The 18,290-nt window shown below is 63.2% G+C and carries 20 protein-coding genes and 1 tRNA gene; 12 read left to right on the forward strand and 9 right to left on the reverse strand.

The window, feature by feature from the left end:
• Positions 1–3: 3 nt before the first annotated feature.
• Positions 4–1,461, reverse strand: a complete 1,458-nt coding sequence (locus AWH62_RS01945; RefSeq protein WP_083634914.1) for a TrkH family potassium uptake protein — start codon at positions 1,459–1,461, stop codon at positions 4–6.
• A gap of 51 nt (positions 1,462–1,512) precedes the next feature.
• Positions 1,513–1,905, reverse strand: a complete 393-nt coding sequence (gene apaG, locus AWH62_RS01950) for a Co2+/Mg2+ efflux protein ApaG (RefSeq protein ID WP_075188970.1) — start codon at positions 1,903–1,905, stop codon at positions 1,513–1,515.
• A gap of 165 nt (positions 1,906–2,070) precedes the next feature.
• On the opposite strand from apaG, the gene AWH62_RS01955 reads away from it, so the two are divergent.
• The 3 genes from AWH62_RS01955 (at position 2,071) to AWH62_RS01965 (ending at position 4,248) form a co-directional block, all read left to right on the forward strand.
• Positions 2,071–3,087 (forward strand): 2'-deoxycytidine 5'-triphosphate deaminase, encoded by a 1,017-nt coding sequence (locus AWH62_RS01955; protein WP_075188759.1) that lies wholly within the window; start codon positions 2,071–2,073, stop codon positions 3,085–3,087.
• 70 nt (positions 3,088–3,157) lie between these two features.
• Positions 3,158–3,231 (forward strand) — tRNA-Gly (locus AWH62_RS01960).
• 93 nt (positions 3,232–3,324) lie between these two features.
• Positions 3,325–4,248: a hypothetical protein gene (locus AWH62_RS01965; protein WP_075188760.1), complete on the forward strand. Its 924-nt coding sequence runs from the start codon at positions 3,325–3,327 to the stop codon at positions 4,246–4,248.
• Positions 4,249–4,365: 117 nt separating this feature from the next.
• Here AWH62_RS01965 and AWH62_RS01975 read toward each other — a convergent pair whose 3' ends face one another.
• On the reverse strand, positions 4,366–5,781 hold the full coding sequence (locus AWH62_RS01975) for a glycosyltransferase (RefSeq protein WP_075188761.1): 1,416 nt from the start codon (positions 5,779–5,781) through the stop codon (positions 4,366–4,368).
• 295 nt (positions 5,782–6,076) lie between these two features.
• A complete protein-coding gene (locus AWH62_RS01980; protein ID WP_083634916.1) occupies positions 6,077–6,565 on the reverse strand; it encodes a histidine phosphatase family protein in 489 nt (162 codons plus the stop codon).
• A 136-nt stretch (positions 6,566–6,701) separates the two neighbouring features.
• Here AWH62_RS01980 and AWH62_RS01985 point away from each other — a divergent pair, with 136 nt between their 5' ends.
• The 4 genes from AWH62_RS01985 to AWH62_RS02000 all read left to right on the forward strand — a co-directional run bounded on the left by AWH62_RS01985 (position 6,702) and on the right by AWH62_RS02000 (position 8,368).
• Positions 6,702–7,355 carry a peroxiredoxin gene (locus AWH62_RS01985; protein ID WP_075188763.1) on the forward strand — a complete coding sequence of 218 codons (654 nt, stop codon included), beginning with the start codon at positions 6,702–6,704 and terminating at the stop codon, positions 7,353–7,355.
• A gap of 142 nt (positions 7,356–7,497) precedes the next feature.
• Positions 7,498–7,764: a hypothetical protein gene (locus AWH62_RS01990; RefSeq protein ID WP_143742865.1), complete on the forward strand. Its 267-nt coding sequence runs from the start codon at positions 7,498–7,500 to the stop codon at positions 7,762–7,764.
• On the forward strand, positions 7,761–8,171 hold the full coding sequence (locus AWH62_RS01995; protein WP_075188765.1) for a hypothetical protein: 411 nt from the start codon (positions 7,761–7,763) through the stop codon (positions 8,169–8,171). Before AWH62_RS01990 ends, AWH62_RS01995 begins: the two co-directional genes overlap by 4 nt.
• The gene (locus AWH62_RS02000) at positions 8,168–8,368 is read left to right on the forward strand and encodes a helix-turn-helix transcriptional regulator (RefSeq protein WP_075188766.1); all 201 of its coding nucleotides are present in this window, start codon (positions 8,168–8,170) and stop codon (positions 8,366–8,368) included. Before AWH62_RS01995 ends, AWH62_RS02000 begins: the two co-directional genes overlap by 4 nt.
• 11 nt (positions 8,369–8,379) lie before the next feature.
• On the opposite strand, the gene AWH62_RS02005 is transcribed toward AWH62_RS02000, so the two are convergent.
• The 4 genes from AWH62_RS02005 to AWH62_RS02020 are packed head-to-tail and all read right to left on the reverse strand — an operon-like array spanning position 8,380 to position 12,008.
• Positions 8,380–9,486: an ABC transporter permease gene (locus AWH62_RS02005; protein ID WP_075188767.1), complete on the reverse strand. Its 1,107-nt coding sequence runs from the start codon at positions 9,484–9,486 to the stop codon at positions 8,380–8,382.
• A gap of 13 nt (positions 9,487–9,499) precedes the next feature.
• Positions 9,500–10,426 (reverse strand): ABC transporter ATP-binding protein, encoded by a 927-nt coding sequence (locus AWH62_RS02010; RefSeq protein WP_075188768.1) that lies wholly within the window; start codon positions 10,424–10,426, stop codon positions 9,500–9,502.
• On the reverse strand, positions 10,423–11,373 hold the full coding sequence (locus tag AWH62_RS02015) for an HlyD family secretion protein (protein ID WP_075188769.1): 951 nt from the start codon (positions 11,371–11,373) through the stop codon (positions 10,423–10,425). Before AWH62_RS02015 ends, AWH62_RS02010 begins: the two co-directional genes overlap by 4 nt.
• Positions 11,370–12,008, reverse strand: a complete 639-nt coding sequence (locus AWH62_RS02020) for a TetR/AcrR family transcriptional regulator (RefSeq protein ID WP_075188770.1) — start codon at positions 12,006–12,008, stop codon at positions 11,370–11,372. The genes AWH62_RS02015 and AWH62_RS02020 overlap by 4 nt, the downstream gene beginning before the upstream one ends.
• 106 nt (positions 12,009–12,114) lie before the next feature.
• Between AWH62_RS02020 and AWH62_RS02025 the strand changes: the two genes are divergently transcribed.
• Positions 12,115–12,570, forward strand: coding sequence for an ABA4-like family protein (locus AWH62_RS02025; protein ID WP_075188771.1), 456 nt, complete (start codon positions 12,115–12,117; stop codon positions 12,568–12,570).
• Positions 12,571–13,126: 556 nt separating this feature from the next.
• On the opposite strand, the gene AWH62_RS02030 is transcribed toward AWH62_RS02025, so the two are convergent.
• Entirely contained in the window at positions 13,127–15,199 is a 2,073-nt protein-coding gene (locus AWH62_RS02030; RefSeq protein WP_158025535.1) for a pentapeptide repeat-containing protein, read from the reverse strand.
• Between the two features lie 151 nt (positions 15,200–15,350).
• Between AWH62_RS02030 and AWH62_RS02035 the strand changes: the two genes are divergently transcribed.
• The 4 genes from AWH62_RS02035 to AWH62_RS02050 all read left to right on the forward strand — a co-directional run bounded on the left by AWH62_RS02035 (position 15,351) and on the right by AWH62_RS02050 (position 18,161).
• Entirely contained in the window at positions 15,351–16,940 is a 1,590-nt protein-coding gene (locus AWH62_RS02035; RefSeq protein WP_198928853.1) for a lysine--tRNA ligase, read from the forward strand.
• A 130-nt stretch (positions 16,941–17,070) separates the two neighbouring features.
• Positions 17,071–17,505, forward strand: coding sequence for a hypothetical protein (locus tag AWH62_RS02040; protein ID WP_075188774.1), 435 nt, complete (start codon positions 17,071–17,073; stop codon positions 17,503–17,505).
• Positions 17,505–17,939: a hypothetical protein gene (locus AWH62_RS02045; RefSeq protein WP_075188775.1), complete on the forward strand. Its 435-nt coding sequence runs from the start codon at positions 17,505–17,507 to the stop codon at positions 17,937–17,939. The genes AWH62_RS02040 and AWH62_RS02045 overlap by 1 nt, the downstream gene beginning before the upstream one ends.
• A gap of 3 nt (positions 17,940–17,942) precedes the next feature.
• The gene (locus tag AWH62_RS02050; protein ID WP_075188776.1) at positions 17,943–18,161 is read left to right on the forward strand and encodes a helix-turn-helix transcriptional regulator; all 219 of its coding nucleotides are present in this window, start codon (positions 17,943–17,945) and stop codon (positions 18,159–18,161) included.
• Positions 18,162–18,290: the final 129 nt, after the last annotated feature.

An 18,290-nucleotide genomic window follows, 5' to 3' on the forward strand; every position in this document is an offset into this window, starting at 1 on the left:
CCCCTAGGCGCGCCAGAAGCGCGGGCTGAGCAGGACAAGCACGGCGAGGACTTCCAGCCGCCCGATGAACATGTTGGCGGTCAGTACCCATTTCACCGGATCGGACAGTGGCTGGAACGTGCCCGATGGCCCGATAAGGGTGCCGAGTCCCGGGCCGGTATTGGTCAGCGTGGTGCCCGCACCGGACAAGGCCGTGATCAGGTCCAGTCCCAAGGCGGACAGCAGGGCCGCCGAGACCGCATAAACCGCGAAGAAGACAAAAAAGAAGCCCAGCACCGAATGCAGGATGCTCTCCGATACCGGTCGGCCATTATACCGCATGGGGATGATTGCATTGGGGCGAAGCAGCCGGGCCAGGTATCGGCGGATTGCGGTGCCGGCGATCTGGAAGCGGAAAATCTTGATCGAACAGGTTGTCGAGCCGGCACAGCCGCCGATGAACATGAAGATGAAGAAACAAGCCTGTGCGAAGGGTCCCCATTGTCCGTAATCCGTGGTGGCAAAGCCGGTTCCGGTGATAATGGAGATCGCGTTGAAGCTGGCATGGCGCCATGCCGCTACATCGTCGGTCGGGATGTCCTGCAGCATCAGCAAGGCTGTGAGTCCGACCGAGGCCATCAGGATGACGAGCAGGAAGCCACGCACCTGTGCATCGCGAAACAGACCGCTGAACCGCCCCCTTGCCGCAAGCAGGAACAGGGCGAAGGGCAAGGAAGCCAACACGATGAAAACCGTCGTGATCATGTCGGCGCCCAGATGGACATATTGGCCCATGGAATTGTCCGACGTGGAAAAACCGCCGGTCGAGACCGTCGACATGGCGTGGCAAATTGCCGGCAGCCAGTCCATCCCCACCGCGATGTAGGCAAGGAAGCAGATCACCGTCAAAAGCAGGTAGATGATGGCGATCCCGGCAGCGATCTGGGTTGCGCGCGGCAAGACCTTGTCGGATTTGTCGCCGCTCTCCAGCTGGAAGAGCTGCATGCCGCCAATGCCGAGCATCGGCCAGAAGGCCATGGCGGTGACAATGATCCCGATGCCGCCAATCCATTGCAGGATGGCCCGCCACAGCAGCAGGCCCGGCGGTCGGTAATCGAGGCCGGTGATCACCGTGGCCCCGGTCGTGGTCAGGCCCGAGATCGACTCAAAAACGGCATCGGTCCAGCTCAACCCCTCGCCGGACAGGCGTAACGGCAGCGCCGCACACAGTGCCAGTGCTAACCATGCGCCGACGATCAGGACAAAGGCGCCGCGCGGCGGCATGTCGCCGACCGGGCCGCGCGTGCCCAGTGTCACGGCGCCGCCGATGAAGACACCGATCACGGCGGAGAGGATGAAGGCTGTGGCGCTCTCCTGGTCGCCATCGACGAGATCAACTAGGGCAGGCGCCAGCATGGTCACGGCCAAGACGGTGACCATCATGCCGATCATGAAGAGGACTTGCCGCAGGGCCTGGGTCACGGTTGCAGGGCTTCCTGGGCCAAGACGTGCCGGGCGGAGGCGTTCATCGGATCAATGCAGCCAGAGCCGGTCGGACGGGCGGTCGAGCGAGAAGCCGGGGATGGTGGCGGCAAAGCTCTCACCATCGCCGCGGCGCATTTCATAGCTGCCGCTCATGAAGCCGGACGGGGTCGGCAGCGGTGCGCCGGAGGTATAGCGAAAGCGCTCACCGGGCTCGATGACCGGCTGTTCGCCAATCACGCCCATGCCCTGCACATGCTCGGTGCGGCCATTGGCGTCGGTAATCACCCATTTGCGGGCAATCAGTTGCACCGGTTGCTCGCCGGTATTTTCGATCTCGATCGTATAGGCCCAGACATAGCGCCCCTCGTCCGGAGTGCTTTCGTCTTCGAGATAGTCCGGACTGACACTGATCCGCACGCCGCAGCTTTCGTGCTGGTACATGGAGCGCCCCTGTGACCGGCACGCCCTGTGCCGCCGGTCGGTTCTGAATTCGCCGCCATCATCAACCTGCGGGCGGGCCGGCTCAACCCCCACGGTCAGCATCGCTGGACAGGGCGGGCTGGATGTTGGACATCTGCCACGCACCAGACATGCTGATCGAGAGCCATGGCCGACACCGGAATCCTACCTGACCATCATCTCGCCGCCCTCGTCGGACAGGGTATCCTGACCACGCAGCAAGCACTGGCGGACGGCCAGGTGCAGCCGGCCAGTATCGACTTGCGCCTGGGCAGCAAGGCCTGGCGCTTGCGGGCCAGCTTCCTGCCCGGTCCGGACCGCACGGTTGCCGAACGTCTCGATGATGATCTGGTCATGCACACGGTCGATCTCACCGCCGGCGCGGTCTTGGAGACAGGTTGCGTCTATCTCGCGCCACTGCAGGAAGGCCTCAAATTGCCCGCCGGTCTGACTGCCGCGATGAATCCCAAAAGTTCAACCGGTCGTATCGACGTCTTCACCCGTGTCATCACCGATCGCGGGGTTGCGTTCGATCAGGCCCCGGTCGGGTATGACGGGCCGCTCTATGCCGAGATATCGCCCTGCACCTTCTCGATCCTTGCCCGTGAGGGCGACCGTCTCAGCCAGGTCCGGTTTCGCCAAGGGGCGCATTCGACCTTGCGCGAAGTCACCGTCAGCGTTGACCTGGCCGGGTTTGGCGATGGCATTGTCGGCTATCGGGCCCGTCGTCATTCCGGGCTCGTCGACCTTGCGCGGATCGGCGGACATGCGGCGAGCCGTTATTGGGAGCCGCTGCGGGCGCCGGATCGGCGCCTCATTCTGGATCCGGGTGAGTTCTACATCCTGGCATCGCGCGAGGCGGTCGAGATCGGCCGTGGCGAGGCGGCCGAAATGGCGCCGATCGCCACAGAGATTGGCGAGTTCCGCGCCCACTATGCCGGCTTCTTCGACCCGGGCTTTGGCACAGCCGAGGCGGGCGGTGTCGGGGCGCGGGCGGTGCTGGAAGTGCGTGGTCGCGATGTCCCCTTCATTCTCGAGCACGGCCAGCCGATCGCCCGTCTTGTCTATGAGCCGATGCTCGAACCGCCGCAGACGGCCTACGGCCAGGTAGCGTCGAACTACCAAGCGCAAGGCCTGAAGCTGTCGAAGTTCTTCACGCTCTGAGCCGGTCGCAGCCGGGCGTGCAAATCGCGGCTTCCGCTGTGGCAATCAGTGCGTATAAGCTGACGGTGTCGCGGGTGTAGCTCAATGGTAGAGCAGAAGCTTCCCAAGCTTACGACGAGGGTTCGATTCCCTTCACCCGCTCCAGTCCCTGCGCCCGTTTCCGTCGACCCGCCGGGCAGAGCCGTCACATAAGGCGTGTAGCCTATCTTTCATTGTGGTGGTTTTGAGGAGTGTCCAATGTCAGCAACGACTGCGGCACAGGCGATACGGCGCGGGATTTCGCAGGTGATCTCGACAGCGCTTGGCGCATTTCGCACGATGCTGGGCTATCTCACATTCACCGCGACCCTGCTGACCGCACTGACGCTTGTGGTGCGGCGCGACTTTTCCAATGCCGTTCTGTCGGTGGTCGAAGATTGGCTCAGCCAGCTTGGGCAGGTCGCCGATGTCGTCGACAGGATCGTGGTCGCGTGGCACGAAATTGCGGTCGTCCCGCTTGCCGCATATCTCGGTGACTGGCTGGATTGGCATCCATCGCTGCTTGTCGTTGAAGTTGCCACGCTCGTACTGTTTGCCATCGGGCCGTTTTTGCGCGCGGTGTGGACGGCGCAGACAATCAGGTCTTCAGTCCGGAAACGCTTGCGTTGGGTCGTTGAGCTACAGTCGGCCAAGGAGACGCAGTCGGCTGCGATCAGCGAACTCAAGAGTATCCAGGATGAGCTGCAAGCCTCCTATGATGATCGCAATTGGACGCGGGCCAAGAAGGTTGGCAAGGCGGTGGGCGGGCTGGCGCTTGCCGGCTTGAGCCTGCTGGCGGGAGGCGCGAATGTTCGCTTTGTGCAACCGCTGGCCAAATCGGCCTGGGACAGCCTTTCCAGTTGGGATGAGGTCCGGGACCGCATCATCGAGCTCGGCAAGGACGTCGAAATGCTCGAGAAGGAACAAGCCCGGATTGAGCGCCAGATCGAGGCCTTGAGCGCGCGAGACAACCATCTGATCGGCCGTCTGGTGACGGTGTCGGCGGAGGCGGCGGCCGCGCAAATTCGGGACCATGTTGCGCACAAAATGCGGCTGGCGGTCGCGCTGTCCCGCTTTGCGCTCGGCGTGGTGATGGCGGTCGTCCTCGCCTATGTCGTTGAGTGGACCTGGCCGGGGCTTTGAGCGCTACACATTTCGTTCCAGCCTAGCGCTGAGGCCGGAACGCCGCCGGGTCCATGCCGGCCAGCTCCACCAGGTGTGCCACCATCACGATGGCGATTGCCGCGGCGAGAATGGCGATCAGCGTCCAGGGGATGAGGCGGGGCCCGCGTTCGGGGCGGACCGGCTGTCCGGCGCGCCAACGCGCGAGGAAGAAGGCGCCGATGCAGGCGGCAAGGCCGATGAGTGTGGGGGTGAGTGAGAGGTACATGGCCGCCCCGTCATGGCGCTCAGGCCGTGTTCGGTTTTCTCCCAGTGATGTGGGTTGGTCAGGAGTTGACGCAAGGCCCGTGCCGCCGCAAGCGTTTGCAACAGCCAATAGCCGGGCATGATCGCCAGATCACGGACCCGCAGGCGCAGTCCGGCGCGGCGCATCGCGATGGTGGCGCATGTGAGGGCACTGGCATAGCCGGTCAGCATGAAGGCCAGGGCCGCCAGGCTGTCGGGCCAGGCGGCCGGGGCGAGCGCGAGCGCCGCGATGCAGACCAGGCTCAGCGGACCGTGGATCAGTGCCGACAAGGCGGCGCCGCCCAGGACGAGGGCGCCGGGCCAGACCTGTCTCCAGGGTGTGTCGGGGCGGGCCGCGAGCACAGCCAGCGTCTGGGCATAACCCTTGATCCAGCGGGTGCGCTGCGTGACCCATGGTGCCAGGCGCAGCGGGGCTTCTTCCATCGTCATCGGCGCAATCAGGCCGCAACGATAGCCGGCGGCATGCAGGCGCAAGCCGAGATCGGCGTCTTCGGTGACATTCCAGGCATCCCATCCGCCGACCCGGATCAGCGCGTCGCGGCGGAAATGATTGCTGGTTCCACCCAGCGGCAGTGGCCATCCCATGCGTTGATAAAGCGGCAGGAGGGCGTGGAAATGGGCGGCGTATTCCAGTGCGAATTGGCGCGTCAGCCAGGTTTCGTTGCGGTTGAACCAGTTCAGCGGGGCCTGGATACAGGCCAGTCGGGCGTTGCCGGCGGCAAAGACTTCCGCAGCCCGGCGCAGCTGACCGGGGTCAGGCCTGTCCTCGGCATCGTGCACGGTGACCAGTTCGCTGCGGCACAGGCGCAGGGCGTAATTGAGCGCGCGCGGCTTGGTGCGCGGATGGCCCGGCGGCACAATGATGATCTCGAACCGGTCATCCAGCGCCAAGGCGCGTGCGACATGCAGGGTCTCGCCATCCCCGGCTTCCAGTACCAATTTGAAGCTGACCCGGTCGGGCGGATAATCGATTGCGAGCAGGCTGGCGGCAAGCTGTGGCAGGACGGCCGCTTCATCATAAAGTGCGACCATGACGCAGGCGGTCGGCAGGTCTGTGTCCGGAAGCGTCGGCGCCGCTTGCCAGCGTGGTGCCACGACACTGGCAGCGAGCCGCAGGCCGATCAGTGCCGCGAACAATGCGCAGACAAGGCAGCTGGCGAGCGACAAGGCGAGGCCAGGGGCGAGCAGAAACAGGATCAGGCTGCCGACAAGTCCGGCGAGGCTTGCTGTAGCGAGGCCGTGCGACACCCGGCCAAAAGCACTCAGCTCGGGCGCCCGGCATGGCAGGCCACAAGCGGCGTGATCCCGCCACAGGTGCGCCAGTCGTGCCGGCGGCCGCGCCAGTCGTGTGGGCCGGAAGGCGTGTCCGCCTTGGGGGCGCCAAGGCCGGAAGGTTGATGTTACGGAGTCACGCCTTGCAACGGTTCGCGGTCGCGTGCGAACGCGGGTTTCGTCGTCCAGCATCGCCATGGTGCAAAGATCCCCACTGCCTCCCATGGGCGCATACAAGCATGGCTGCACCTTTAACGCGAATCATTTGGCATTACGTCTTGGGATTGCTGCAGGTCACGAAGTGCGGCTGGCGCAGATCACAATCGGTCAGTTCGAACACGCTGGCCGTCGCGGTGGGGTAGCCGGACGGAAGATCGCGGGTCGCGCCGCACAGCTGGGCCAGCTTGTGGGCAAAGCCGCCAATGCCCGGATTATGGCCGACCAGAAGGACGCTCCGTCCCGGCGCCAATACGTCGCGCGTGGCCCGTTCCAGCATGTCGGTCGAGGCGTGGTAGAGCACCATCGGGTCGTCCATTTTCGGTGAACCGATTTGCGGGACCAGCTGGTCGAAGGTCTGACGCGTGCGCCAAGCGGGCGACACAAGGGCGATGTCGGCGCTGATGCCGAGCGCCGCCAATGCCTCTCCGGCATCACCGGCATCGCGGCGGCCGCGCGGTGTCAGTCCGCGCTGGAAATCATCTTCCGCTTCCAGCCGGTCGACGGCCTTGGCATGTCGCATAAGGATCAATGTGGCAGTCATGGCGTCCGCTGTTTCAGGCCAGGTCCGGCTGTTGCAAAGTCGGGCGTGCCGGGCGGAACAGGGCTTGATCTCCCGACCGACAAGGCGCACCTACTCCTAGGCCAGTTTCATCGCGTTTTGAACCGAGGAGAAAGCCATGGGCCTGCTGTTGGGCGATATCGCCCCGAATTTCCAAGCCGAGACGAGTGACGGACCGATCAGTTTTCACGACTGGATCGGCGATGACTGGGTGATCTTCTTCTCCCACCCGGCCGACTATACCCCTGTCTGCACAACCGAGCTGGGCTTTACCGCCAGGCTGAAGGACGAGTTTGCCAAGCGCGGCGCCAAGGCGATCGCGCTGTCGGTGGACAGCGTCGAGGACCACAAGGGCTGGATCAAGGACATTGAGGAAACCCAGAATGTCCGGATGAACTTCCCGATCATCGCCGATACGGATCGCTCCGTGTCCGAGCTCTACTCGATGATCCATCCCAATGCCGATCCCAAGCTGACCGTGCGTTCGGTCTACATCATCGATCCGAACAAGAAGATCCGCGCCACCTTCACCTATCCGCCCAGCGCCGGCCGGAATTTCAATGAAGTGCTGCGCCTGATCGACAGCCTGCAACTGACCGACGGCTACAAGGTCGCCACCCCGGTCAATTGGGAAGATGGCCAGGACGTGATCGTCGTGCCGTCGATCTCGGACGCCGAAGCCGACAAGCTCTTCCCGGCCGGCTACAACAAGATCAAGCCCTATCTGCGGGTGACGAAACAGCCGAACAAGGTCGATGAGCCTGCGGAGTAGGCGCATTTTATACGGTCGGAAGAGAGGCGCTCAGGGCAACCGGGCGCCTTTCTTTTCGCATTCGATTGTAAGGCACCCTTGACGACAAGTTTCCTTTACGCCACATAGTCAAGGTCACTTTACAAGCGTGAAGGAGGTTTTCATGACGATGCGTGACTGGATGAAGGATTTTGGAGATGCGGGCGACCCGCCCAGCCTGGTCTCTCTGGCCCTGTTTGCCGTGGTCTTTCTGCCCGCGATCTTTCTGGCCGGCATGGTCGGTCCCTCGCTGGACATGGTGCGGGACGTTATCGGTGGTTTGTCCCCGGAGATGAAAATGGCCGGCCTGACGGTGTTCATTCTCGGCGTGATGGCGATTGCCCGCATTATCTCGCTGTTGGCCAGCGGCGACGAAAAGGACGTGTCATGAGTGCAAGTGAAAAACAGGCCTCGGTGACCCGTCGCTATTTCTGGCGGACTTTCGTGGCGATGATCGCCTTCACCGCCATTCTCGTTGCCATCGACAAGGTGTTGAACCCTTCGCTCAATGGTTGGGACGCCATTTCGGCCTGGCCATTGGTGGCGCTGACCTGTCTGCCGCTACTGGTCTATGGCTATGAAGTCATTCGCTATGTGCGCTCGATCGACGAGATGCTGGCGCGCATGCAGGTCCGCGCGGCGGCGATCGCAATGCTGGCGATGCTCCTGTTCAGCGCGGTCTTCGGGGTGGCCGAGATCTACGGGATCATGGAACCGCTCAACATGACCATGCTGTTTCCGTTGGCGGCCGTCGTGCACTCTCTTGCAGCCGCCGTCCAGCAGGTCCAGGTGCGATGAAGAACCGGCTCAAGGACTTGCGCGGCGAGAAGGGGTGGAGCCAGCAGGTGCTGGCCGACCATCTCGACGTCTCCCGCCAGACCGTCAACGCGCTGGAGACCGGCAAGTACGACCCGTCCCTGCCGCTCGCCTTCAAACTGGCCCGCCTGTTCGGCGAACCGATCGAGAGCATTTTCGATGATGAGTGGGCGGGTTAGCGCCTGCCCACTCAGTCCAGCGTCCGGCGGTAGCGCAGCATCGCCACCGCTGCGATCGCCGTGAAGATCACCAGAAGCGGCCAGATCTGGGGCCAGACGTGATCCAGTCCGGCGCCCTTCAGCATGATCGCGCGAACCGCCCGGATGAAATGCGTGGCCGGGATGATCTGTCCCAACGCTTGTGCCCACTGCGGCATGGCGGCGAAGGGAAACATGAAACCGGACAGGAGGATGGAGGGCAGGAAGGCAAAGAAGGTCAGTTGCATCGCCTGCATCTGGCTGCGCGCCACGGTCGAGAACAAAAAGCCCAGCGCCAGATTGACCAGGATGAAGAGCGAGACTGCGACCAGGAAGGCCGGCGGCGAACCCTCAAAGGGCACGTCGAACAGCAAGCGGGCACCCAGCAGCATGATTGCCACCTGGATGAAGCCGACCACGACATAGGGCGTGATCTTGCCGATCATCACCTCGTGCGGCCGGGTCGGGGTGGAGAGGAGGGCCTCCAGCGTGCCGCGCTCGGCCTCGCGGGTCAGCGCCATCGAGGTCATCATCGCCATGGTCATGGTCAGGATGATGCCAAGAAGTCCCGGCACGATATTCAGCGCGGTCCGCCCGGCCGGATTATAGCGACGGTGAATCACGGTTTCGACGGGAGGAGACAGGTCGCCCAGCATGGGTTCCAGTGCTTGCTGGACGATGGTGGCGAAAGCGCCGCTGCCAGCCCCGGCCGCCACGGGGTCTGTGGCATCGACATCGAGCAGGATTTGCGGCCGCTCGCCGCGCGCGAGGGCGCGTTCGAAGCCGGGCGGAATGGTGACGATGAAGACAGCCTCACCGTCGCGCATGGCGTTCTCAACCGAGGCACCCGGCGCGACCGTCCCGACAATGTCGAAATACGCCGATATCTCCATGGCCTGCAGGATGGCGCGGCTGGCCGGGCCATTATCCCCCATCTCCACAAGGGTCGGCAGATGGCGCGGATCGGTATTGATGGCATAGCCGAACAGCAAGAGCTGCATCACCGGAATGCCGACCATCATGCCGAAGGTCAGCCGGTCGCGCAGCATCTGGATGAATTCCTTGCCCAGGATGGCCAGGATGCGGGACAGGGACTTCATGGCGTGAGACTCGTCACTGGAAATTGTCCTCCGCACCGCTCATCAACCAGATGAAGGCTTCTTCCAGCCCGGTCTTGGCCGCGCTCACGCTCAGCCCGTCGCGCCCGTCATAGGGCTGCGCGGCGGCGGCCAGTGCGTCGGCATCGCGGCCGGAAATGTGCAGGGCGGCGCCAAAGCGCGCGATCTGCTCGACACCCGGATCCTGTTCCAGCGTGTCATAAACCGGCTGCAGGCCGGGACCTTCAATGCGGATCGTGTGCAGGCCGATGCGCGACGGGATCTCACCCGCGGGGGCGTCGATCAGCTTTCGGCCATAGGCGATGAAAGCGATATTGTCGCATTGCACCGCCTCATCCATGTAATGGGTCGAGACCAGCACCGTAACGCCCTGCTTGGCCAGTCGCCGGATCCGGTCCCAAAAGTCGCGCCGCGCCTTGGGGTCAACGCCCGCGGTCGGTTCGTCGAGGAGCAAGAGACCGGGCTGGTGCAGCGAGGCGGCGGCGAGGGCCAGGCGTTGTTTCCAGCCGCCGGAGAGATTGCCGGCCAGCTGTTTTGCGCGTGGCGCCAGATCACATTCGTTGAGCGCCCGGTCGACGACATCACGCACCTTGGGCAGGGCATGCAGCCGCGCCATGAAGGTCAGGTTTTCGCGCACGGTCAGATCGCCATAGAGCGAGAAGCGCTGGGTCATATAGCCGACCCGTGCCTTGATCTCCCGGCTCTGGCGGATGATGTCGAGGCCGAGCGCCGTGCCGCCGCCACCATCGGGCTTCAACAGGCCGCACATCATCCGGATCGTGGTCGTCTTGCCGGACCCGTTGGGGCCCAGAAAGCCATAGATCTTCCCGGGCGGGACAGCCATGTCGAACCCATCGACGACCCGGGTACCGCCGAAAGACTTGCTCAATCCCTGCACGTCGATGGCGAGAGCGTCACTCATTGTGCGGGCTCAAGAAAGAGCGGGGTACCGGGTGGGGGCGGATCAGACGCGAAGCGGGCTTCAGCGCGATAGACCAGACGCGCCCGCTCATTGTCGGAATAGAGGATGGGTGGGGTGAATTCGGCTTCGTCGTCGATCGTCGCAATGGCCACCTCGAGACCGGTCGGGCAGGCATCACAGCTCACCCGAAGCCGGGTTCCGACCGGCAGGCTGGCCAGGGCGGGTTCCGGGATGAAGATCACGGCATGCACGGCGTCGTCGGGCAGGAGGTCATAGACCGGCGCGCTGGGTCCTGCCTGTTCGCCGCCAAAACGCAATTGGCGATGGATGCGCGCATCGACCGGAGCGCGGGTCGTGCGCTGCTCCAGCCGGTAGAGGGCGGCATCGCGGTCGGCTTCGGCGCCGGCGATCTCGGCTTGCAGGGCGCGCAACTGATCGGCCCGGGCGGGCAGGCGCACAATGTTGAGCCGCTGGCGCATTTCATCGACCCGGGCATCCGCCGCTGTCGCGGCAGCCCGGACAGTGTCCAGTCGGGCCTGGGAGATATGGCCGTCGGCAAAGAGGGCCTGGCTGCGCTCAAGCGAATGCGCGGCGTCGTTCTGGGCGGCCAGGGCCTGGCGCAACAAGTCCCGCGCGGCCTCGATTTCCGGGTCACGGGCGCCGGCGAGGGCATCATCATAGCGCGCAGTGGCGGCATCGATGCGGGCGGTAGCGGATGCGAGGGCCGCGATCTCGGCCGTGGCGTCCTGGCGAAAGAGCTCGTCGCCCTCACTCACCCGATCGCCCTCGCGCGCGGCTGTGTCGATGAGCTGGCCGGGCTGCTGGGGTGCGATGCGGATGAAGTCGCCTTCGGCATAGCCGTGCAGCGTGGTGTCCGTTTCCGCACTGCAGGCGGTGAGTCCCAGGGGCAGGGCCAGAAGGAGGGCAAGCGTGCGAAGTCGGGTCATAAGGCGGGAACTCGCGGCTTGAGACCATTGAGGAGAATGTCAGCCAGGGCGTCGGCCATCTCGGCTGGATCCGTGAGCTGGTCGGGCGGGAAGCCGAAAATCGAGGTCAGCGCCATATGCGCGATGCCGGGCCCGCCCGTGGCGCGCATGAAGGCGTCAGCATCGACATCCCGGAAAGCTCCGCTCTCGACACCCGCCGCAAGGAGCGCCCGCAAGGCACGGCGAGCCACATCCAGGACCTGGCTGCGGTAATGGGCAGCGATCTCCGGGAAGCGGCCGGCCTCGGCGAAGACCAGGCGCGGCGCGGCATTGATGTCCGGATCGCCCATGGCCGTGAAGAGCATGCGCAGAAGACCGCGAAAAGCGGTTTCCGGGTCCTGCGGTGCGCCCAGCGCGACCAGCCGCTCGGCACCCTTGGCCAGCTCGCCGGCGGATTGTTCGACCAAGCCGTTCAGCATGGCCTCTTTGGAGGCAAAGTAGAGATAGACCGCCCCCTTCGACAGGCCGGCCTCCCGGGCAATGTCCTCCACGCGCGCCGCGGCAAACCCCTTGGCCGAAAACACGGCGAGGGCGGCGTCGAGGATCTCGTCGGGGCGGGCGTCAGGGCGGCGTCGTCGTTTGGGAGCGGAGGTCATGAGATTGTTTATAACTGACCAGTCAGTCAGTAACAAGGGTGGAGCCGATCGCGAATCTGGATGAAGTAGTCCGGTTCGCCCCTATCCATCGCGGAAGGAGTTCGTGATGAGCTATGACACCCTTTACACCGTGCTCAACCTGTCCGTTGTGCCGGCTTGGGCCCTGCTGATCCTCGCACCTGGTTGGTCATGGACACAGCGCCTGGTTCACTGCGCATTGATCCCGCTTGTCCTTGCTGCGATCTATCTGAGCTTCCTGACGCTGGGGATCGGTTTCGGCCAGTCCGACCCGGAGGCCGGCATGTCCAGCCTGGCCGCTGTCCAGGCCCTGTTCTCGCACCCGGTCGGCTTGCTGACCGGCTGGGTCCATTTCCTGGTCTTTGATCTTTTCGTTGGTGCCTGGATAAGCCGCGATGCCCGGCGGATCGGCCTGGGCCGCTGGATCGTGACGCCGGCCCTCATCCTGACTTTCCTGTTCGGACCGGTCGGCCTGTTCATCCATCTCCTCGCCCGCAAGTTCAGCGGCAAGGCGGGCTGGTCGCTGGACGAGGTGGCAGGCTAGCGCCGCAGTGTTGTGGCGACCCGCGACTGCCCCAATACGGGAGGGAGCGCGTCGGGGGTCGCGCTCCCTCCCTGGGTTTGCATTCCGGCCGCCATGGGGGGAGAGCGGCGCAGAACACAAAAAACCCTCCTCGAGCGGGCGCTCGGGAGGGCCAACAACCGGGACTGTGGGGCCAGTCTACCGGGTGGAAGCGTCATCCTCCGCGCGCACAACCACCGCCGGCCAAAGGGCCGGGCGGGAGAGGCGATATCGGGTCTGAACTGGGTTCATGATCGTCTCTTCTTGTGCGCAGGACCGGATGGGCCGGTCCCGAGCGGGGCTAACGGGAGGCGGCTTATGACGCCGTCCGACTTCGCGTTCAAGGCGAAATCGACACGTCTGGGTTGGATCGGTGCGAAGTGTGGCTTTTGGGTGACGGGTTTGTGGTGTGGGGTGCCGTCTTCAGTCCTTCTCCCGTGGGAGAAGGTGCCCGAAGGGCGGATGAGGGGGATCAGCCCGCCATCATCGGGATTTCCCCCTCACCCTGCCCCTCTCCCAAGGGAGAGGGGAAGCGTGCCTAGTTGATCTGGAATTTCCGGCGCAGGGCGAGGGCGGAGAGAAAGAGGAGGATCAGCGAGATCAGCGATTGCCCCGCCGACAGCAGGCCCAGCAGCAATCGCGTGGCCGGTGCGTCCGCTGTCATCGCGGCGAAGGGCTGGCTGTCGGTCAGGGCGAATTTGAGCGGGCCGAGCATGTTGGTCAGGGCCAGTTCCAGAGCGGCCAGGCTGGCGCGGTTCAAGGCTGGGTCCGGATCGGGCCAGAGCTGGTTCGTATCCTGGCTCAGCAGGCCGAGGGCGATCATCGTGTAGAGTAGGAAGAAGATTATGGCCGTGGCGAGCAGGGCAAGCAGCGGCCGCGACGACGAGGCGCCATAGTCGGCAACGAGGCCGTAAAATCGTGAGGCGAGATTGGAGAAAATGGAGATCTGGGTTTCCGGCTTCTGCTTGATCCAGTAGACCGGCCGTCTTTCCCGCGCCTTCAACTCCATCCGGTGAAAGGCCTGCTCGCGCTGCCGGTCACTGCCGCGCGCCATGGCGTGTTTGAGGACGAGGCAGCCCTTCTCCAGCGCGGCAAAGCGGGCGTCGCGGCCCCGCCTGTCGCGATCACCATCCTTGTTGGCGTCGTAGGATGGATCGGCGAGGATATCCGTATCGCGGCGAACAGTCGCTTCTGTTTCGTTGCGGGCGCGGTGGAAGTCGGCATTCTTGGGGTGGTCCGAGCCGATCAGCACGCCCTGATCGAAGATGGCGCCCTGAAAGGCGGAGAAGGGCAGGTGTTCCACACCTTTGAAATCCACCGTCTCATGAAAGCGCGCCCCTTCCAGCGCGCCATTGCGGTGTTCAGCCTGTTCGGGAAAGCGGCAGCGAGCAAAATCCGCGAGGGCATGGAAGGTCGAACCGCGGAAGCTGAGTTCCGCATCAAAGCGGGCGCCGGACCGGACGGCAGTGTCGCGCAAGCCAAACTGAAAGGCGTCGCCATATCGGACACCACCCTCGAACGTGCAATCCCGAAAATAGGTGGCCTTCTCGAATTGGGCCTCAATAAAACGGCACTCATGCTTTGCGTTTATTTTGTCGAAGTTCGCGTCTCCGCCGGAGAATTGCGCGTCTGAGAAGTCAGCGTACCCGCCGGAGAATTGCGCTTGATTGAAGTAAGCGTCTCCGCCGGAGAATTGCGCGTCTGAGAAGTCAGCGTATCCGCCGGAGAATTGCGCTTGATTGAAGTAAGCGTCTCCGCCGGAGAATTGCGTTTTCCAGAAGAAAGCGTCTCCGCCGGAGAATTGCGCTTGATTGAAGTAAGCGTCTCCGCCGGAGAATTGCGCTTTATAGAAGTTAGCGTATCCGCCGGAGAACTGCGCTTGGCTGAAGTTCGCAGGGGAGTCAAAGCGGGCGTTTCCCAGATGCAGATGTTCGAGCCAGCGGGTGTGACGGGCGGCCAGATTGTAAGCACCGGGTGGGTCGGCCTGTGGGTTTGCCCCGGGCGCATCGCTATTGGTCGATCGGGCGCGGTCGGTATCAGGGTGTTCAGGGTGGGTGGGAGGGCGGGGCAGGGCGCGAAGATGGGCGCCGGTCAGCTGGGCCCGGTGATCCGCGCCCTTGAGTGACCCTTTTTCAAAGCCATCTGTATGGATATCGCAAGATTTCGTATGACTGAACAGGCGCTCCAATTCATCGGTGAGAGCTGTCCACAACGGATGCGCGGGATCAATTTTCCAGCTTTCCGATCCGTCTTTCCAGCGTTCGGGCAAATGCAGGATGTGAAAGCGCGGTTGGCTTGGTGTTTCGATCAGGACGCCGTCCGCGATCAGCCGCTTGTCCCCACGCCAACGCCGGGACGCGGCATCCCAGCGGAAATAGTCCTGCAAGTTGGCAGGCCGTGCCGAAGCCGTGGCGTGGCTGGTCTCGATCAGGGTTTTCGTCTTGGCCTCGGTGCCTTCCTGTACCGACCAACCAATCCACGGATGGACCGGATCGCCATCCTCGTCCAGCCGTCCCAACCCCTCCCAGCTATAATCCGCCGCCCACCAGCCCTTCCACCATTCCTCGTCTGCCGCTTTGATCGCGGCCTGGCGTTCTTCCTTGGTCAGCATGGGTTTGGCGCTCTTGTCCTGCATCTTCCGCGCGAGTTAAGCGCAGCCGCGTCGAAAAGGCCATCGCTGCCAAGCCCCGCCAGCTTGACCCTGCCGCCCTTCCCCTCTACCTCGCGAGCTCCTGTCCACATGCATGAGAAAGTTGCCCGGGATGTCTGTTTCCGATCTTGCCCAAAACGCGAAGGCCTGGCCGTTTGAACAAGCGCGCCTGCTCAAGAAGCGTCTGGACAAGCTGGGGCGAAAATCCGGGCCGGTCGTGTTCGAGACCGGCTATGGCCCGTCGGGGCTTCCGCACATGGGCACATTTGGCGAGGTGGTGCGCACCACCATGGTGCTGCGCGCTTTCGATGCGCTGACCGGCGGGGCCTATGAGCCGCAGCTGATCTGTGTCTCCGACGATATGGACGGCATGCGCAAGGTGCCCGACAACCTGCCGCAGCAGGACATGCTGAACCAGCACCTGCAGGAACCGCTGACTGTGGTGCCCGACCCGTTCGGCACGCATGAGAGTTTCGGCGCCCACATGAATGCCCGCCTGCGCGGATTTCTCGACGGGTTCGGCTTCACCTACACCTTCCAGTCGGCGACCGAGCTCTACAAGTCCGGCGCCTATGACGCGATGCTGCGCCGTGCCGCCGAACGCTATGACGACATCATGGCGGTGATGCTGCCGACGCTGGGGGCGGAACGCCAGGCGACCTATTCGCCTTTCCTGCCGATTTCGCCGAAGACGGGCCGGGTCCTCTATGTGCCGATGAAGGCCGTCGATGCAGCGGCTGGCACGATCACCTTTGACGATGAGGACGGGACCGAGACCACGCTGCCGGTCACCGGTGGCCATGTGAAGCTGCAGTGGAAGCCCGATTTCGGCATGCGCTGGGCCGCCCTGGGCGTTGATTTCGAGATGTTCGGCAAGGACCACCAGACCAATGCGCCGATCTATTCGCGCATCTGCAAGATCCTCGGTGCCGAGCCGCCGACGCAATTTGTCTACGAACTCTTCCTCGACCAGAAGGGCGAGAAGATCTCCAAGTCCAAGGGCAATGGCCTGTCAGTCGAGGACTGGCTGAAATATGCCCCGGCGGAGAGCCTCTCCTACTATAATTTCGTCAAGCCGAAGACGGCCAAGCGCCTGTATTTCGACGTCATTCCCAAGGCGGTTGATGAGTATATGCAGCATCTGGCGGCCTATGCCGGCCAGACGCCGGACAAGCAGTTGGAAAATCCGGCCTGGCATATCCATGACAGCAATCCGCCAACGGATACCTCGCCGATTTCCTTTGCCCTGATGCTCAATCTCGCCTCGGCCGCCTCGGCCCATAGCACAGACGTGATGTGGGGCTTTATCGGTCGTTATGTCGAAGGCGCCTCGCCGGCCAGCCATCCGCTGCTCGACCAGCTGGCCGGCTTTGCCGTGCAGTATTTCCAGGACTTCGTGAAGCCAACCAAATCCTTCCGCGCACCCACCGACATGGAGCGGGCAGCGATGGAGGATCTCTTGTCCCGCCTTCGCGCGATGGATGCCGGCGAGCGTGACGCTGCCAAGATCCAGGACGAGGTGTTTGCCGCTGGCAAGACGCAGGAATTCGACAATCTGCGTGACTGGTTCCAGGCCCTCTATGAAGTCCTGCTCGGCCAGTCACAGGGACCGCGATTTGGCTCCTTCGTCGCCATTTACGGCGTTGGCGAGACCATCAAGCTGATCGAAAAAGCGCTGGCGGGCGAGCTGGTAACAGGTTGATTTGACTGGAAGGCCCGCCATGCGGGTCTTCTTTTTCTCACAAAATGTAAGAAAAATTTGACATAAAGTCCGATCCTTCTTACATAACGTCATGTCAAAAAAATCAGACACAGAGAATGGAGTATTTGACATGAGTTTTCACGAGAAAAGCAATATCGCCATGCTGCTGCTGACCGGCGGTGTCTATGCCTGGTACTTCGCGACCTCAGCCGGTGTCCTGTTCGGCGGAGCGATGAGTCCTGAGGACGCGCTCGACCTGACCAATACCAAGATGCTGGTCACGGTCGGCATTATCATCCTGGCCTCCATCGTCGCCAATATCGCGATCGCAATTTCGGCCCCGTCGCAGGCCAATGAGGACGCCGACGAGCGTGACAAGCTGGTCGAGATGCGCGGTGACCAGCGCGGCGGTTTCGTGCTGGCCCTGTTTGCCCTGGCGGCGATGGCGTCGGCAATGACCGCGCAGCCCTACCACCTGATCGCCAATCTGATCCTGGCCGGCCTGGTCGCCAGCGAGCTGGTCAAGGGCGTGTCCAAGCTGGTCGATTATCGGCGGGGTGTGTGATGTCCGGTTTCCTCGAAAAACTGAACCGCGCCGCCGCGATCGGCACCATCCTGGCCTTGGGCTGGTATCTCATCCGGGTTGTGCCGCAACTCACCAGCGGGCCGTTGGACGACGTGTCCTGGAAGGGGGAGATGATGATTGCGGTGGTGATCTTCGTGGTCACCCTGATTGCCGACAGTATCCGGGCTGCCATCGCCAGCCGGGAAGAACTCGTCGAGGCGGATGTGCTGGATGATGAGCGCGATGACGTGATCGAACGGCGCGGCGACGCCTGGGGTGGGCATGCCATGCATGCTGTTGCCTTCATTGCCTTGATCTTGCTGGTGCTGGACTTCGATCCGTTCTGGGCCGCGAATACCCTCTTTGTGGGCGCCATGCTGGCCGGCCTGACGAGCATGTTGGTGAAATGGATGAGCTATCGGGGAGGTGTGTGAGACATGGCCAAACCCACCCCCATCATCAATGAGATCCGCACCCTGCGCTTTCACGCTGGCGAGATGACCCAGGCCGAGCTGGCCAGGCAGGTCGGTGTGACGCGGCAGACCATCATTGCCATCGAGCAGGGCAAATACTCGCCCTCGCTCGAGGTCGCCTTCAAGATCGCCCGTGTCTTCAAGGTCGGATTGGACGCGGTTTTCCAGTATCCGGAAGATTAAGCCTGCATCCGGTTGCGCAAGGGAGAATTGCGCTGCAATTTCTCACCGGACAAGCTGGATTTTCCGGTCAATCCTCGTTCTTTTCTAACAAAATTCAGCGATCTTGCCGTTTGATTTTGTTGGAGGGGG

This window comes from Maricaulis sp. W15 (assembly GCF_001924955.1).
Taxonomy (GTDB): Bacteria; Pseudomonadota; Alphaproteobacteria; order Caulobacterales; family Maricaulaceae; genus Maricaulis; species Maricaulis maris.

Excerpts from the sequence above, each read along its gene's own strand:
- AWH62_RS01965 (WP_075188760.1), top strand. The coding sequence starts at position 3,325 with ATGTCAGCAACGACTGCGGCACAGGCGATACGGCGCGGGATTTCGCAG.
- AWH62_RS01955 (WP_075188759.1), top strand. The coding sequence starts at position 2,071 with ATGGCCGACACCGGAATCCTACCTGACCATCATCTCGCCGCCCTCGTC.
- AWH62_RS02045 (WP_075188775.1), top strand. The coding sequence starts at position 17,505 with ATGTCCGGTTTCCTCGAAAAACTGAACCGCGCCGCCGCGATCGGCACC.
- AWH62_RS01985 (WP_075188763.1), top strand. The coding sequence starts at position 6,702 with ATGGGCCTGCTGTTGGGCGATATCGCCCCGAATTTCCAAGCCGAGACG.
- AWH62_RS02010 (WP_075188768.1), bottom strand. The coding sequence starts at position 10,426 with ATGAGTGACGCTCTCGCCATCGACGTGCAGGGATTGAGCAAGTCTTTC.
- AWH62_RS02030 (WP_158025535.1), bottom strand. The coding sequence starts at position 15,199 with ATGCTGACCAAGGAAGAACGCCAGGCCGCGATCAAAGCGGCAGACGAG.
- AWH62_RS02000 (WP_075188766.1), top strand. The coding sequence starts at position 8,168 with ATGAAGAACCGGCTCAAGGACTTGCGCGGCGAGAAGGGGTGGAGCCAG.
- AWH62_RS01980 (WP_083634916.1), bottom strand. The coding sequence starts at position 6,565 with ATGACTGCCACATTGATCCTTATGCGACATGCCAAGGCCGTCGACCGG.
- AWH62_RS02050 (WP_075188776.1), top strand. The coding sequence starts at position 17,943 with ATGGCCAAACCCACCCCCATCATCAATGAGATCCGCACCCTGCGCTTT.
- AWH62_RS02025 (WP_075188771.1), top strand. The coding sequence starts at position 12,115 with ATGAGCTATGACACCCTTTACACCGTGCTCAACCTGTCCGTTGTGCCG.
- AWH62_RS01990 (WP_143742865.1), top strand. The coding sequence starts at position 7,498 with ATGACGATGCGTGACTGGATGAAGGATTTTGGAGATGCGGGCGACCCG.
- AWH62_RS01995 (WP_075188765.1), top strand. The coding sequence starts at position 7,761 with ATGAGTGCAAGTGAAAAACAGGCCTCGGTGACCCGTCGCTATTTCTGG.
- AWH62_RS02005 (WP_075188767.1), bottom strand. The coding sequence starts at position 9,486 with ATGAAGTCCCTGTCCCGCATCCTGGCCATCCTGGGCAAGGAATTCATC.
- AWH62_RS02020 (WP_075188770.1), bottom strand. The coding sequence starts at position 12,008 with ATGACCTCCGCTCCCAAACGACGACGCCGCCCTGACGCCCGCCCCGAC.
- apaG (WP_075188970.1), bottom strand. The coding sequence starts at position 1,905 with ATGTACCAGCACGAAAGCTGCGGCGTGCGGATCAGTGTCAGTCCGGAC.
- AWH62_RS02040 (WP_075188774.1), top strand. The coding sequence starts at position 17,071 with ATGAGTTTTCACGAGAAAAGCAATATCGCCATGCTGCTGCTGACCGGC.
- AWH62_RS02015 (WP_075188769.1), bottom strand. The coding sequence starts at position 11,373 with ATGACCCGACTTCGCACGCTTGCCCTCCTTCTGGCCCTGCCCCTGGGA.
- AWH62_RS02035 (WP_198928853.1), top strand. The coding sequence starts at position 15,351 with ATGTCTGTTTCCGATCTTGCCCAAAACGCGAAGGCCTGGCCGTTTGAA.